Consider the following 16660-nt stretch of genomic DNA (forward strand, 5'->3'; position numbering starts at 1 on the left):
TTATATTTGAATTGATTATGGGTTTAAAATTTATTTCTTATCAAAAAATACATCATTAAATTTTTCAAAATTATAGGTATCATCCTGACGGTTTTATTTGTCTTGATGATTGCCTTTATTTTATTTATCAGAAGTCCTTGGGGCCAGGACATTATCGTTCAAAAGGCTACAAAATATGTAAGTGAGAAGACCACGACAAAGGTGGCGATTGACAGGCTTTTTATTACTTTTTCGGGGAATTTATATCTTGAGGGACTTTTTCTCGAAGATTTACAAGGCGATACTCTCATTTATTCCAAAAATATAGAGACAGGGGTAGCGCTCAGACCTCTAATCAGTAGTGGCGATATCAAAATATCCACGCTGCAATGGGAAGGTCTAAGGGCTAATGTAAATAGAGACTCCATCGAAAATTCTTTCAACTTTGAATTTTTGATCAATGCTTTTGTGGAAGAAGGGGAGGCCGATGAAGAAATTCAAGGTTCTCAGATAGAAGGAGAAAGCTCGGAATTCCCAAAACTCTCTATTGGGCCTATCGATTTAAAGGATTTTAGAATCAAATATTATGATGAGGAACTAGGAATCGACCTTCATGCGTCTTGGGATGAAATCCGTGTCAGGCTAGATGAAATAGACTTAAACAAAATGAATTTTGGCATAGATGAGTTCGCCATTATTGGATCCGAAATTGAATACAATCAATTTAAGCCATTTCCAGAAGCTGAAGAAAGTCCTGAATCAGATATGCCTCCTCCATTGTTGGTACTGGAAGAATTTAAAATCAAGAATTCTAAATGGAGCTATCATTCTTTACCGGATGGATTGGAAGCTGATCTTGAGATAGGAGATTTTTGGTTAGAACTTCCTGAGGCAGACCTAGAGAGTCAGAAAATATTGCTGAAATCAATAGGCCTTCACGATTCAAACATAGCACTTAAGATACAACCAAGTGATGTAACAGCTTCAAATTTAGGTCAAGAATCAACTCAAGCTTTTGAATGGCCTGATTGGGTGGTAGAACTGGGTGATTTGGATTTTTTGAACAACAATATTGCTTATCAATCAGCTGATCCCAAAGTGAAAGTTGGAGAATTTAATCCTGATTTCGTCCAAATCAGTGACTTGACATTGTTGGCGCATGGCGTTTTCTTGAAAGATAAAAAGGCCGGCCTTCAACTCGATAAATTTTCATTTTCAGATCATAGTGGGTTTGAGCTGAGAACATTTGAGTTTGGCTTTAAAGTTTCTGATGAAAAGACAAGTATTGACAAACTCATTATTGAGACAAATGCCTCTAGCTTGAGGGCTGATCTTAGCATTGATTATCCCTCAATGGCAGCATTGATCGATAATCCAGATCAAAGTACTTTTCAACTCGATTTGCAATCTTTCAATACTGATCTCTCGGACGCATTATTTTTTGTACCCGAATTGAAAGATGAACCCTATTTTCAAGAAATCAAACAAAATGGCATAGCGGCGAATGGTAGCCTCCAGGGAAATTTGCAGACTTTGGATATTCCAATTTTTAACTTTGAATACGGGGCGCATACTAATCTTGAGTTGAGGGAATTGAATCTCGTAAACTACACAGAACCAGAAAAACTTAATTTTGGCTTGAGCAGCCTTGTTTTTGAATCTAATGAACATGGGCTTTCACCTCTTTTAAAAGAATTTGATTTGGACTATGATATTCCTGAAAATATCAAACTTGAAGCCAAGGCTAATGGCAGTTTGAATGAACTTTTTGCTGATTTAGCCTTGCGAACAAGTGATGGAAATGTTCTCCTACAGGCTGATTTTATAGATAAAGCGCAATTTCACCTGAAATCTACTTTGGAATTACAAGAATTGGATCTGGGGAAAATTTTAAGTATCCCAGAATTGAAGCCGATTAGCCTGGTAACATCAGCTGAAGGTGAGGGGACTGATCTCTACGACTTACAAGGCTCAATTGAAACTGAAATAAGTGACCTTCAATTTGCCGACTATGATCTTTCATCGTTGGTGTTTCAAGTTGAAGCCAAAGACACGGTAGCAAATCTTATTTTGGCACTGGATAAGGAAATACTTGACGTTAAGTTAGAGGCAATTGCAAAGCTTGACACTTTAAATCCAAAGTTGAATTTCACTTTGGATTTGAAAGATTTTCAAACTCAAGCCATGAGACTTACGGCTCAGGATATCAATGTCAGGATGAAGTTGGAAGGAGAGATCGAAGGTCCCTTTGATGAATTAAAAGCCAAGCTTAAACTTCAAGATGCATTTATGTATTATGATAGCAGGACATATCCTATCGGTGAAATGGACCTGGAGGCATTGCTTTCTGACTCACTGACGACACTGAATCTTCGATCTGACTTTTTGAAAGGACAAGCTGAAATCAATGGTTCTGTAGATGCCTTGAGTGCTGCCATGCAAAATTATCTCTCTGAACTGGTTACCGGTGAGGCTGATACAGTTTTGGAAAGGTCAATAAAAGCAAAGGCAGATTTTCAATTCAAACCCACTCCTTTCATTGATCAATTGCTTGTTGCCGGGATAGAAGAGTTGGACACTATCAGCATTAATTTTGATTTTGATGCGGAGCTTGCAGTTTTAAACGCTGAAGTTTACCTCCCATTGCTCAAATATACAGATGCTAATATCAAGTCATTTGAGCTTGATTTAGATGGTGATGCAAATAGCCTTAGTTTATCTGCAGGTTTTAGTGAATTGCTATTTGGCCCCGTGGAGATGGGCAAAACCAGTCTTACAGGTACATTTCAAGAAAATGATGTCAAGTTGGATTTTTTGTCCCTGTTCAATGAAGAGCCTATCATTGATTTGAAATCTGTCTTGAGGCTAAGTGGTGACACTCTTATTTATCATATTAACCCAGAAGGCTTGATTATCAATTCAAGGTCATGGCAGATGCCAGCAAATAATGCTGTGTATTACGCTGAAAACTACCTGAGTTTCGAAGACTTTAGCTTCACCCGAAACAACCAAGAGTTGAGGTTGACCAATGATGTTTCAGGTGTAGAAGAAGAGCATTTTGGTGTGTTGCTGAATGAATTTAACCTCAGTACATTGACGAGCTTTCTTAATCCCGATGAGCCCATTGTAAAAGGGACTGCAAATGGTGAGTTTGTAGCCTTAAACCCTTGGGGCGCTATTGGTATCATGGGAGACTTGCAGGTCAATAACCTTGAGTTACTGGAAATCCCCCTAGGTACATTAAGGATTGATGCAGTGGCCAGAACCCTTCAGGAATATGATTTCGAAATGAGCCTGAAAGATGGAATGGTAGACATGGATTTGGTAGGGGTAATTGAAGCAAGTGAAGAAAGTTCACGCTTAGACTTGGATTTGGATCTCAATCAGTTTCAAATTGCCATGATTGAAAGGTTTTCAGGTGATGAATTGAGAAATGCGGAAGGATATATAAGCGGTAAAGTAAGTGTAAATGGAAGCTTCCAGGACCCCCAGTACGAAGGAGTTTTGGAATTTAATGATGTTTCATTGCTTGTTAGTCAGCTGAATAACAAGTTTTCTGTAAATGATGACCGATTAAAAGTAGATAATAAGGGACTTTACTTTGAAGATTTTGATATTCGGGATGAATCTGATCAAAAGTTCAGTATTGATGGAAAAATAGATACAGAAGATTTTTCTCAGATAGGATTGGATCTCAAAATAAGATCTGATGAATTTCAGGTATTGAATTCTACCCGTGAAGATAATGACCTGTTTTTTGGGAGAGCCAATATCAGCTTGGATATGGATGTAAAAGGCACTACTGATTTGCCTGAAATTGACTTAAGGTTAAGAATAAATAGTGCGACGAATTTCACATTTATTGTTCCTGAGAGTCAGTTAGATTTAGTGGAAAGGACTGGGGTGGTAGTTTTTGTCAATCATGCTGATCCATACGATTTAATGAATCAGAGAGAATTGGAGATCAGCACGCAAGGAGTGCAAGGATATGACCTCAAAGCTAACCTTCAGATTGATCCTGATGCGGTTTTTAATGTCATTGTGGATGAAAGAACAGGGGACAACCTTCGCCTGCAGGGAGAGGCTGATCTCAATATGTTGATGAATCCGAATGGTGACATTTCACTTTCTGGCAGGTATGAAGTAGCAAGCGGACATTATGAACTCAACCTTTATAACCTTGTCAATCGTCGGTTTGAATTGGCTTCAGGCAGTTCTATCGTATGGAATGGAGATCCTTTGGATGCTAATCTGAATCTTAGGGCAATTTATAATGTCAGGACTTCGGCTTCAGAGTTGATGCAAGCACAGGTTGCGGGTGCGTCAAATGAAAATCAAGGCCAATTTAGGCAAGTGCTTCGTTTTCAGGTCTTTTTGAATATAGGGGGGGAGATTGTACAGCCTGAAATAAGTTTTGATTTGGATATGCAAGAACAGGACAGGGGAGCCGCGGGTGGTGCAGTCTATAGTATGATTCAGCAAATGAATGAAAATGAAGATGAAGTCACCAAACAAGTATTTGCACTTTTGGTCTTAAATCAATTTTTTCCAACAATGGGCAATGATGGTTCAGCGGGTGGATCCGTGAGTTTGGCTAGGTCCAGTGTTTCTCAGGTGTTATCTTCTCAGCTCAACGCTTTATCTGACCGTCTTTTTGGTGAATCTGGATTTAGTTTGGATATGGATTTAGACTCTTACACTGACTATCAGAATGGGGGACCTGAAGATAGGACACAATTGAATGTGGCAGCAAGGCAGCGCTTGATGGATGACAGGTTGATAATTTCTGTAGGTGGACAAGTAGATGTAGAAGGTGGAGGACGTGAAAGGGTCGAACAAAGTGATGCCCTATTTGGTGATGTCAGCATCGAGTATATGCTGGATGAAAAAGGTCAATGGCGGGCAAAAGCCTACCGTAGAAATCAATTTGAATCCGTGATTGATGGTCAACTAATAGTGACAGGGATTTCCTTTATTTTCAATAAAGAATTCAATGCCTTCAAAGAATTATGGAAAAGACGTGAAACTGATGAAGCAGCTAAAGAAGAAGAAATGTTGCTAGAGGATGATTTTGAAGAGATAGAAAATTGATGAGTAATAGAATTTGTATAGCGCTTTTTTTGATTTTTCTCCTTGGGTCCTGTGGAGTGAAGAAATTTATTCCCGAGGATAGAAAACTGTATACAGGTGCAGAAATGGAGCTTAACGCTGAGCTCCCCAAAAGAGAAGTCGGTCAGCTTCAAGATGAGTTGGAAGGGTTGCTACGGCCACAACCCAATAGCAAAGTCTTAGGGGTAAGATTCGGCTTGTGGGCACATTATAAGGGTAGTAAAGAAAATCCGGGTTTTATCAATAGGTTTCTTAAAAACAGGTTTGGAGAAAGTCCTGTTTATTTGAGCGACGTGCAGCCCGATCGGACTTTGGATATCTTGGGAAATAGGATGGAAAACAAGGGCTATTTCTTTTACGAGATGGATTATGAAGTAAAGGAAAAAGACAAATTTGCCTCTATAAAGTATGGAGTTGAGTTCACTGAAGCTTACAAACTTGAAAAATACAATGTGCTTGGGGATTCTCTTGACATTATCCAAGAGATCATAAAGGATCTTGATGAGACCGAATTGAAGGAAGGAACCCGTTTCGACTTGGAAAAGTTAAAATCAGAAAGGGAAAGAATAGACAAAGCGCTTAAAGCAAAAGGATATTATAACTTTAATTCTGATTTGTTGATTTTTGAATCTGACACCAATCAGTACGATTCTAGAAAGTATGACCTTTATTTGAGATTGAAAAATGAGGTGCCTGAAAAATCTCTTCACCCATACAGTATCCAACAGATCCGGGTGTATCCCAATTATTCCGTCACAGCTGACAGGGATAATCAAGATACTGTTAGGGTAGGAGGGATCAAGGTTATTCAGGAGGAGATTATCTTCAGGCCGGATTTACTCGAAAATTATATTTTGTTTGAGCCAAACCAAAAGTTCAATCCTCAGACTTCTCGTTTGACTTCCAATAGGCTTTCAAGCATTGGTAACTTTAGGTATGTCAATATATCTTATGAAGAAGGTGAAGAAAGGATCGCAGACGGCACCTATCCACTTGATGCCAGGATCTTATTATCTCCTTTGGATAAAAGAGGGTTGAGGGCCGAAATCCAGGGAGTTACCAAATCGAATAGTTTTGTTGGCCCAGCTTTGATTCTTAATTATCAAAACAGGAATCTATTTCTAGGGGGAGAGACTTTCAACCTTACAGGGAAAATAGGTTATGAACAACAAATAGCCTCGGGTAGCAGGGAAGCCTTAAGGTCGATTGAGTTAGGTTTGACAGGTTCCTTGATTTTTCCAAGGGTACTGTTCCCTGTACCTATCATGAACAGGTTCAATTTTTCAATTCCCAAAACAAAAATCTCTCTTGGCTATGAATACCAAAACAGGACAGATCTTTATCAATTGAATTCTTACAAAGCGACTTTTGGATATCTTTGGAATGTCAATCGATACCAGTATCACGAATTTAATCCAATCAGCCTCAGTATAGTAGACTTGGCCAATACCACTCCGGCTTTTGAAGAGATTTTGAATTCCAATCCCTTCTTGAGGAGGAGTTTTGAACAGCAGTTTATTTCTGGAATGAACTACACATGGAACTACAACCAGCTTGTGGATGTAGAAAGGAAAAATGCCATCGTAGTCACTTCTACTATCGACTTGGCTGGAAACCTTTTCAAAGGTTTGAATAGGATGGTAGGTTCCGAAAACCCTGATTTTATCTTTGGTTTGGATTATGCACAGTTTATAAAAGGGGAGGTTGATCTGGTGTTTTACCATAAGTTTACCAAGGAGCATCAGTTGGTAAGCAGGATATTTGGAGGGATGGGGGTTCCTTTGGGTAATTCTTCCTCCTTACCATTTGTGAAGCAATTTTTTGCAGGAGGTCCAAGAAGTGTAAGAGCATTTAGGATTAGGGCATTGGGTCCCGGTACTTTTGTGCCCCAAAGTATAGGAGCAGGAGGATTTTTCGATCAAGCTGGTGATATCAGGCTGGAAGGTAATTTAGAATACAGGTTTCCATTCAATCGCTACCTAAAGGGAGCATTTTTCGTGGATGCAGGAAATGTTTGGCTTTACAATGAAAATGAGGCCCTTCCTGGAGGTAGGTTCACAAGTCAATGGATGGAAGAGTTGGCAGTTGGTGCTGGATTTGGATTAAGGATCGATATACAGCTGTTTGTGCTAAGATTTGATTTGGCCGTGCCAGTCCGGAAACCTTGGCTTGAACCGGAAAACAGATGGCAGGATAGGTTAGAGTTTGGCAGTGGAGATTGGAGGAGAGAAAATATGGTGCTGAATTTTGCCATAGGATATCCATTCTAGATTAATCAAAAAGGCAAAAAAAAACCCGACAGTTTTGCCGGGTTTAATTCTAAAAAAATCGGTTTATATACTATCTATAAATCCTTTGATTTCTTCTTTTGACTTTCCTGTTTTCTTTTGAATCTTACCAAGAAGTTCATCTTCTTGACCTTCAGCATATGTCAATTCATCGTCAGATAATTCACCATATTGTTGCTTCAATTTACCTTTTATTTGGTTCCAGTTTCCTTTCATTTTGTCTTCAAAAGCGCTCATGATTATAAAGTTTAGGTTAAAATTTAATTACGTTAAACATTATCCATAAACTGTGCCCTAAGCAAGGACTTAGTTGAAAAATGCCAATACAGCTTTAAATGATAGGGTTTTGGATATTTTATACGATGTGTTATTGAATTTGATTTTAGTAATCTGTGGAATTATGTCCATACTTTGGGGAATTAAAATTTTTAAAAGAGTAAAGAAATAAATTAATCAATTAGAATAAAATCCTTATAGTAAAGGGGAAATCTAGTTATCTGATTGTTTACTCTTTGATTAATTAAAATTAGGCAATCATCAATTTTTAGATTGTTACTTGGCTTAATTCCTGCATCTTTTCTATTCCAGTCTATTAAGAAAAATTTTAACCTGTTCCAAAGCGGTCAGCTCAAAATAAAGATTTTGATCTTTTTAGAGCCATCGATAGTCTGTGAAACATGAAAATATGGAAAACCATCCGAAACGGAGAATTTGGCCAAAACTGGCCGACCTTCCCAAACTACTTCTAGAAGCTTTTAAGATTTGGAATGCCAATAACCCCTGGAGGCTCGGGGCAGTAGTAGCTTACTATGCAGTTTTGTCCTTGCCAGGATTGTTGATTGTCGTTATCAATACTGTGGGAGCAATTTGGGGCAATGAATTGGTAGAAGGAGAAATAAGTGAACAGATTGAAATGGCCCTGGGTGCTAGTGCAGCACAGGGAATTGCAGCAATAGTAGAAAACTCTCAGGAAGATAAGAGGACTGTTTTTGCCAGCATCATAGGTGTTGGTGTTTTGATTTTTGGGGCTACAGGCGTCTTTTATCAATTGCAAATCAGCATTAATGAGATTTGGAATGCCAAGATTGACCCCAATGCCGGATATTGGAAAATCATAAAGGACAGAGCAATCAGCCTTGCTTTTGTGATGGTTATAGTGTTTTTATTGATGATAAGTTTTGTTGCTTCTACGGCCATTTCCATGATGAGTGGCTATTTGTCCAATATATGGGATCATGGCTTGGTGGTGTTTGCTCAAGCAATGGAGTTTTTATTCAGTACCGCTATTTTAGGATGCTTGTTTGTATTGATATTCAAATATATGCCAGATGTAAGGCTTCCCTTCGGAACAGTTTGGTTGGGGGGCATCATTACAGGGCTTTTGTTCAATATAGGTAAATTTTTGCTCAGCATATATTTCAGTGTTTCAGATCCGGGATCCACTTATGGAGCAGCAGGATCAGTGGTTTTGGTGCTGTTATGGGTATCATACTCATGCCTTATTTTATTTTATGGAACAGCATTTACCAGGGTTTTTGCTGAAAAATATGGATACGAGGTTATTCCTTCTCGACATGCCCTTATAGTCGAAGAAAAGGAGCGAGTTGTAAAGAAAGGAATTGATTATAAAGAAGAATAATACTATTGATATGAAATTTAAAAGAACATATATCATCATTGGTTCAGTCCTGCTTTTTTTGGTAGTTGTAAGAATGAGTTTGCCATTTATTGCCAAGCATTACATCAACAAGCAACTCGATGAAATTGAGGGTTACCATGCTTCAATTGATGGGGTTTCCATGTTATTGATTGCTGGTTCTTTTGGAATCAATGGTCTTACAATTTATGAGGAAATGTCAGAGGAGCCTGAAGTACCGATGATACATCTTCCCCAGATGGATTTTTCAATAGATTGGAAAGCTTTGTTTAAAGGGCATATCGTTTCTGAAATTCACCTTGACTCTCCAGAGATCAATTTCACTGTGTTGAAGGATGATACGGACGAAGAATCTAGGGTCAAATTTGCTGAAGCACTTCAAGAAATGAGTCCAATTGATATAAATCATCTGACAATTCACAAGGCAACTATAGCCTATAGAGACCCAACAGTTGAACCAGCTGTAGAAGTGTTTTTAGATGATTTCAATCTCGAGGCTACCAACTTAAGTAATGTTGAAAATGAAGAAGAAGCTCTGCCAGGCTATGTAGAGATCAATTCAAAAGCGATGGGTGACGGACAACTGAATTTCAATATGAAAGTCAATATTTTAAAAGAATACCCTGATTTTGATATGAATCTAGAGATTGAAAACTTTGATTTAGTTCGTTTCAATGATTTTTTTGAAGCTTACGCCAGCCTTGAATTAAAGGATGGACGTCTAAATATGTATTCGGAAATGGCTGCTGAAAATGGAGAAATTGCTGGCTACGTAAAACCAATCATTGAAGACTTTGAGGTTGAAAAGAATGCCGAGGATCAAAATTTACCCGAAAAAATATATTCAGCATTGGCAGATTTGGTAGGTGGCATACTGGAAAATCCCAAAAAAGAAAAAATTGCTTCGAGGGTAGAAGTAAGTGGTCACATGGAGGACATGGAGACAGATACTTGGCAGGCTGTTTTCAACCTTTTACGAAATGCTTTTATCGAGGCCTATGAAAAGGAATTAGAAAATGCCATCAATTTTCAATCAGTTGGTGGCAGCGAATAAATGTTAAATTTAAACAATAACGATAATGAGTACTGGAGAATTATTGAATGCATTGATAGATAAGCTTGAGGAATGGGCCGTAGCAATGGTCCGACTACTGCCTAACCTAGCTTTGGCAGTTTTGGTGATATTTCTTGGACTATTGGCCGCTAAAGTGGTCAAGAATTTTTCTAAAAAACAACTCACTAAATTCCATGTGGATAAGACGATTACAGGGTTTCTAAGTAGGATACTTTACATTGCAGTGTTTGTGGTTGCCTTGGTGGTATCATTGTCTATATTGAACCTGTCAGGAACTGTAGCCTCCATTCTAGCAGGTTTTGGTATTTTGGGTCTGGCACTTGGTTTTGCATTCCAGGATACCGCGGCCAATTTTATGTCAGGTATTTACATCACTTTCAATCAGCCTTTTGCTATTGGAGATGTGATTGAAGCCAAAAATGGGACCATGGGAAATGTGGTGGACATCAATCTTCGGATTACCAAAATAAAAACCTTTGATGGACCAATCGTCTATGTTCCCAATCGGTTTTTGTTTGAGGACGACTTTACCAACTTTACAGAATCCGGTCAAAGAAGGCTCAGAGTAGCATGTGGAGTGAGTTATGGTGACGATTTGGACAAAGTAGAAAAAATCGTGATGCAGGCTCTGCAAGACACTCCCGGTAGAATTCAAAACGAGGATATTACCTTGCATTGGGTAGAGTTTGGTGATAGTTCTATTGATTTTACAGCTAATATTTGGTTGGATTATACTCGGGAAAACAAAGCATTTGTGGGGGCAAAAAACTATGCTATTAAGGCGCTTAAAAAGGCCTTTGATGAAAATGATATCATGATTCCGTTCCCAATTCGTACCCTGGACTTTGGTATCAAAGGGGGAGTCACCTTCAAAGAGGAAATAAAAGAATCAGGCGCTTGGAGTAGTAATGGTTCGGAAAGAAGTAATTGATAAGGAATCATGCCTGTCAATTTTTGGAAAGCACCCAAAGACTAAATGTCTTTTGCATTAAAAGAGAGAGTTCCAATCCCAGGAGCTCTCTCTTTTTTCATGGATGTGAAATGTAATTGATACCGATTTGCGTTAAATTCATTTCAGATTTTGCTCATTTCATTTTTTAACTTGCTTTAATTTGGGGTACATTTTCCAATGTTTGTGGAATAGTCTCTCAATAAAAGAATAAGGATTATTTATATTGTAATATCTATTATTTTTTAAAACACTGAAAAACAGGTGTTTGAGGTGTATTGATTTTGATTAGTGATTGTTTTTTACTTGTGGAACCTCCTTTGCAAAAGTTTAATTAAATAAACTTTTGTTCAATCAAATAATATTTATCATGCAACGAACTAACGCTATTTTACTTGGATTGGGAGTAGGCTTGTTTATGGTTGTTTCTTGCGACCAAAGTGGCAATACGGAACAACAAGAACAAAGAGTAGATGAATTGGAGAATTTTGTTGACAGTGTAGAAACTGCCGTCAATAGAGAAGCGAATCATAACTGGACTGTATTGGATAGGAGGTATAACCAATTGGTGGCCAATGTGGAATCCTCCTATCAAAATGCCAGTCAAGACGCCAGAGAAGAGTGGAATGACCTAGAGGAAAGATATGAAGAGGCCAAAGTTGAAGCCAGGACCAAGACTGCAAAAATGGAAGAAGACGCCGAGAGGCATATGTCCAATGTAGAAGCTTGGTGGGAAAGTACCACAGCCAATACCCAAAGAAGTGGACAAAGAACTCTAGATGATATAGAAGAAGGTGCTAAAGACAGCTGGGAATGGTTGGAAAAGAATACCGAAAAACTCGGTGATAATGTGAGAAGTAGGTATGAAAAGATTAAAGCTGACCTTGAAGGATAAGGTTTTTAAAGATAGGATTGGGTGATTTTTTTAAGAGTGATTTATATTTTTACTAATAAAAAAGAAAGGTTATTCATGCGTGGATAACCTTCTTTTTTTTTGATATATGTATTCCGTTTTTTCAAAACCGTAGAATCTAAACAATAAAACTAACCTTTGATTTCGAACCATTAAACTAAACATCTATAAGTATCCGTTAGCCAAAAAACCATCGTTTATTTGATTGGTGGCATAATTACGGATAATTAAATCCATGTTTAAAAATCTTTGTTACACACAATCCAATGCTATAAAAAATGTGGTCCCCATTCCTTCCTTACTTTGGACCCGGATAGTACCACCATGACTGTAAATGATATTCTGAGTATTGGTAAGCCCGAGTCCCGAACCTGTTGATTTGCTGGTGTAAAAAGGTTCGAAAAGTCTGTCAAGCTTATCTTGAGGAATTCCTACACCATTATCTGAAATTTCCACCTGGCATTTATTGTTCTTAACAGCAGACTTGACCCTCAACATGCCATAATCATGGTCCAGGGCCTCAATTGCATTGACCAATATATTGACAAAAGCTATCTTGACTTTTTCAACATCAACGTTTACGTCTCCAATTTCCGAAGAAAGTTGCTTTACAAGCTTGATATTTTTCAATTGAATTCTTTCTTCGACCTCTTCAATGGCTTCTTCCAATAGTTGGTTAAGGGGGTATTTTTTAGCCTCTAATTCTGTAAATCGGGTCGATTCCAACAATTCGGTAATGAGATGGTTGATTCGGGTGCAATTTTTTTTAATAGTGTCAATCAAATCTCCACTTTCTACCCTTATGTTTTCAGGTAATTCATAACCTAGCTGTTCAGCGGAAAGGAGTATGGTGGTCAATGGGTTTTTTACCTCATGTGCCAAGAGTCTGGCGATCCTTCCGGTAGATGAAAATCTCCTAAGGTTATACAGTTCCTCTTCTTTGATTTTCAACTCTGTCAGGTCTTTGATCATGATCTGATACAGTTCCTTATTGGTTTCGTGTATTACCACAGAAATCAAAGCAATAATACTTTGCTCAGGGCTAACTTTTATGTTGGCCTCAAAATCCAAGACATCTGTATTGCTATGAAGGATATTTCTTAGGAAAACTTTATCCTCTTTTTCAACCAAAATATCAATGAAATATAAAGCGTGAAAATCATTTTCTACAGGATTGTAGCTGAATTTTTGAAGAAAAGAAGGATTGAAGTCGATCACAAGTGAATCCTGATTGACGAGAACAATTGGATCTGCTGCTCTTTCAAAAATGTTTTTGAACTTACGTCCGGCAAGATCCAAGCTTTCATGCAGTTCAGCATCTCTTATGGCATACCTAATGGTTCTACCGAGCATTTGAGCATCAAAGCCACCCTTTACCAAGTAATCAGATGCGCCAGACTCCATAGCCTGATTGTCTATCTGACCATTTTGAAGACCTGTAAGAATGATGACAGGAGCATGCTTTTTCTGCTTTTTTATCAAACTCAAAACCTCTAAACCAGATTCAGAACCCAATCTGTAATCTACCAGATAAGCGTCAAAGCAGTCTTTGAGGTATTCTTTTGCTTGGCTAAAGCTCCTTGCATGGGTCAACTCAAAATCCATGTGCTTATAACTTTTAAGCATCTTGTCGACCAATAAAAAATCGTCAGCGTCATCATCTACATACAAGACTGTTTTTTTACTTACCTCCATAGAAATCAATATATGGTGCGCCTTTTAATCCGGCAACACTACAGTTCTACCCCAATAAGTCTCAAGTTCCTTGCCTACGGATAGTAATCCGTCAAAAGTTCCTGGTTTGGTGATATAACTATTGCTTCCACTAGTATAGGTGATTTTTATATCATCTTCAAGTTGGGAAGTAGTAAAAATGATAACAGGGATTTTTTTCAAGTCCAAATCTGACTTGATTTCCACCAAAGCCTCTCTGCCATCTTTTTTTGGCATGTTTAGGTCCAGGAGAATGAGGTTTGGAAAGGGATATTTCGCCTCATCTTTATATTTACCTTCTCTTTTTAAGTATTGAAGCAAGATTTCTCCATTCTCTACACATATAAGATTGGCTTTATCGAATGATTTTTTGAAAGCCTTTGTGATAAGAAGTCTATCATCGATATCGTCCTCAGCTACTAAAATATTGATTACTTTTTCAGTTTTCATGTTGTGGTGCGGGTTATAGAAAATGGCAGATACTTACAAAGTTAAGAAAAATATTTTTGGTATAAGTATATTTGTAATTTTAATTTTAGAGAGTAATTTATGATTGTTTGTATTTTTAAGATAAAAATTTATCTTTTGAAATGTGTTTGAGTGTAAATGAAACTAATTGAATTACCAGTACAATTCTGACAATAAATCAGAGTTTTGATATGATTCTATTTGGTATTCATGTATTCTTTTAAGATTATCCTTGGTAATCAGGGAAGATCATATGGAAGGTGGTTCCTTTACCTTCTTCTGATTCTGCATAGATTACACCTTCCATTTTTTCAAAGATCTTTTTGCAAATAGCCAATCCAATACCAGTTCCTTCAAAGATATCTTTGCCATATAGTCTCTGGAAAATAACAAAAATTTTGTCAGCATATTCCTGATTAAATCCAATTCCATTATCACTTACCGTAATGTGATAATATTGTATTTTTTGGTCAGGTTCTTCAATATGTTTTTTGACCAAATCATAAGGAGCGGTTTCTGCATATATTTGAATAGTAGGAGGGGTTTCTGGTTTTGAAAATTTGATAGCATTGCTGATTAGGTTTTGGAAAACAGCTCTCCAGTCCATGTATGAACCCCATACTCTTGGGAGTTGCCCCATCTTTATTTGGGCATTCTTTTCTTTTACCAAGATGTAAAGGTCATCCAGTACTTCCTCAACCACTTCAGACAGTTGGAGATGACCTTCCTCCTCTTTATGTCTACCTGCCCGACTGTATTCCAAAAGGTCTGTGATCAACTTTCTCATCCTGTTTGCAGCGTATGCGATGCGCTCTAAATATAGTTTTCCCTCACCTTCCAAAGTGTCTTTGTATTGTTCCTGCAACAGGTCGTTAAATGAGGTGATTTTCCTTAAAGGTTCTTGAAGATCATGAGAGGCTACATAAGCAAATTGCTCTAATTCTTTGTTGGAAATGTTTAATTGATTGACCTGTTCTTCTAACAGTTCTTTGTATTCGGCCAATTGTTTGGTACTTTCTTCCTGTTTGTTTTTATACCTTGAAAATGCGTTGAAACTTAGAATCACCGCCATAATCGCGATGGCTACTACTGCAAAAATAATTATTGAAAGTACGTTGAGGTTATTGATCAATCCTTGCTCTTTTTCTTGAATAGAACGTTGGTGTTTTTCAAGTATCAAATTGTTCTGGATTTTTATCCTTTGACTAAACTTCAGGAAATTCTCTTTTCGGTTTTCCCTTACATAGCTTAGGTACCCTTCATAGTCAGGATGTGAGTTCAATGAGTTTTGGAATGTTTGCCTTCGACCTTCAATCAAAACTCTTATAGAATCAATCCCCTCCATTCCTTGGTCGATTTCAAGAGACAGTTCTTTGAGGCTATCAATTTTTTTGTAAATGTAAGATTCAATTTCCTGCATGCTGTCAAGAAAAGTGGAATCAAAAGTGGTGGCAAAGCTTAGAATTGCAATTTCATTCTCAAGTACTCTATTATGTATGTCGTTTGTGTGGGCAACCATCTCATCTGTTATTCTACTTACATGTTGAATATGATTGATACGGTGTAAAGTGTAAATAGAAATCAGTCCGGTAAGGATGATCAACACCAAAGTGAGGATGGTAAATGACTTAATTTTGTCCATAATTACTAATCAAATAAAATAATAGTACGCAATGTGGGGCTTCTATTCCCCGAAAATCTTGAACCTGACGGAGGTATATTTTAGAAGAGGTGCCTGAGAGCCCTAAATTGACTTTTAGCTCAATAGGCATAAAGTTTGAAATTTTTCTGGAAAATATTATTTAAACTTTAAATATTTAAAACATGGGAAATTTATTGTATTTAATTGCTTTGATTTTGGTTATCGGATGGATTTTCGGTGCTTTTGTTTACAGTGTAGGTGGATTGATACACATTTTGCTAGTACTAGCAATCATAGCAATCCTATTCAGAGTAATTTCCGGCAGAAGGGTATAGCTGGGCATCTGAATCAAGTAGCATTATTTGCTTTGACAAAAACTAAACCAAGAGGCAGAGATTACTTCTGTCTTTTGGTTATGTTTAAAATTATAAATTATTTGTTTTTGGTAATAATTAATCTTTGATTGTTGAAAAATAACTAATAGGGAGAAAAACAAGTTGTGATAGCCAGATGGGAAAAGGGGTAATTTTGATTATTGATGATGAGATAGGCATATTAAATTTGTTATCAAGATTTCTTAAAAGAAGGGGTTTTGAGGTTCATACGGCCATAAACCTTTCTGAAGGAAAGAATCAATTGGAAAAAATTGATCCTGATTTTTTATTTTTAGATGTCAATCTACCAGACGGCAACGGTCTGGAAAGCCTTCCACATTTAAAAGACACTTATCCAAGTTTAACTGTAATTATGATGAGTGCTTTTGATCATGGGAAAATGAGAAGCATAGCAAAATCCCAAGGTGCCTTGGCGTTTCTCAGTAAACCCTTTTCTCTGGCTGAAATCGACCAAATTATTGTTTGATTTAAT

12 protein-coding genes are annotated in these 16660 nt (G+C 37.4%); 8 read left to right on the top strand and 4 right to left on the bottom strand.

Annotation, left to right across the window (positions count from 1 at the left end; translation table 11 throughout):
- Nucleotides 1–105 precede the first annotated feature (105 nt).
- Together CLW00_RS13315 and tamL are read left to right on the top strand one after the other, a co-directional pair.
- Complete coding sequence (locus CLW00_RS13315) at nt 106–5070, top strand: translocation/assembly module TamB domain-containing protein (protein ID WP_106134173.1); 4965 nt, start codon at nt 106–108, stop codon at nt 5068–5070.
- Nucleotides 5070–7358, top strand: coding sequence for a translocation and assembly module lipoprotein TamL (gene tamL, locus CLW00_RS13320; protein ID WP_106134174.1), 2289 nt, complete (start codon nt 5070–5072; stop codon nt 7356–7358). Before CLW00_RS13315 ends, tamL begins: the two co-directional genes overlap by 1 nt.
- A 63-nt stretch (nt 7359–7421) precedes the next feature.
- Here the strand turns inward: tamL and CLW00_RS13325 are convergent, their stop codons facing one another.
- Entirely contained in the window at nt 7422–7613 is a 192-nt protein-coding gene (locus CLW00_RS13325) for a CsbD family protein (protein ID WP_106134175.1), read from the bottom strand.
- Nucleotides 7614–8061: 448 nt separating this feature from the next.
- On the opposite strand from CLW00_RS13325, the gene CLW00_RS13330 reads away from it, so the two are divergent.
- The 4 genes from CLW00_RS13330 to CLW00_RS13345 all read left to right on the top strand — a co-directional run bounded on the left by CLW00_RS13330 (nt 8062) and on the right by CLW00_RS13345 (nt 11952).
- The gene (locus CLW00_RS13330; protein WP_106134176.1) at nt 8062–9015 is read left to right on the top strand and encodes a YihY/virulence factor BrkB family protein; all 954 of its coding nucleotides are present in this window, start codon (nt 8062–8064) and stop codon (nt 9013–9015) included.
- Between the two features lie 10 nt (nt 9016–9025).
- Nucleotides 9026–10087 (top strand): DUF748 domain-containing protein, encoded by a 1062-nt coding sequence (locus CLW00_RS13335; RefSeq protein WP_106134177.1) that lies wholly within the window; start codon nt 9026–9028, stop codon nt 10085–10087.
- Between the two features lie 25 nt (nt 10088–10112).
- Nucleotides 10113–11039 carry a mechanosensitive ion channel family protein gene (locus CLW00_RS13340; RefSeq protein ID WP_106134178.1) on the top strand — a complete coding sequence of 309 codons (927 nt, stop codon included), beginning with the start codon at nt 10113–10115 and terminating at the stop codon, nt 11037–11039.
- 388 nt (nt 11040–11427) lie between these two features.
- A complete protein-coding gene (locus tag CLW00_RS13345; protein WP_106134179.1) occupies nt 11428–11952 on the top strand; it encodes a hypothetical protein in 525 nt (174 codons plus the stop codon).
- A gap of 270 nt (nt 11953–12222) precedes the next feature.
- On the opposite strand, the gene CLW00_RS13350 is transcribed toward CLW00_RS13345, so the two are convergent.
- From CLW00_RS13350 to CLW00_RS13360, 3 genes are all read right to left on the bottom strand, one after another.
- On the bottom strand, nt 12223–13665 hold the full coding sequence (locus CLW00_RS13350) for a hybrid sensor histidine kinase/response regulator (RefSeq protein WP_106134180.1): 1443 nt from the start codon (nt 13663–13665) through the stop codon (nt 12223–12225).
- A gap of 24 nt (nt 13666–13689) precedes the next feature.
- Nucleotides 13690–14133, bottom strand: coding sequence for a response regulator (locus CLW00_RS13355; protein ID WP_106134181.1), 444 nt, complete (start codon nt 14131–14133; stop codon nt 13690–13692).
- Between the two features lie 244 nt (nt 14134–14377).
- Nucleotides 14378–15793, bottom strand: coding sequence for a sensor histidine kinase (locus CLW00_RS13360; RefSeq protein WP_106134182.1), 1416 nt, complete (start codon nt 15791–15793; stop codon nt 14378–14380).
- 182 nt (nt 15794–15975) lie between these two features.
- Between CLW00_RS13360 and CLW00_RS13365 the strand changes: the two genes are divergently transcribed.
- On the top strand, nt 15976–16128 hold the full coding sequence (locus tag CLW00_RS13365) for a lmo0937 family membrane protein (RefSeq protein ID WP_106134183.1): 153 nt from the start codon (nt 15976–15978) through the stop codon (nt 16126–16128).
- A 193-nt stretch (nt 16129–16321) separates the two neighbouring features.
- Nucleotides 16322–16654, top strand: a complete 333-nt coding sequence (locus CLW00_RS13370) for a response regulator (RefSeq protein WP_170073223.1) — start codon at nt 16322–16324, stop codon at nt 16652–16654.
- The last annotated feature ends 6 nt before the right edge of the window (nt 16655–16660 follow it).

This window comes from Mongoliibacter ruber, assembly GCF_003003005.1.
GTDB classification, from domain to species: domain Bacteria; phylum Bacteroidota; class Bacteroidia; order Cytophagales; family Cyclobacteriaceae; genus Mongoliibacter; species Mongoliibacter ruber.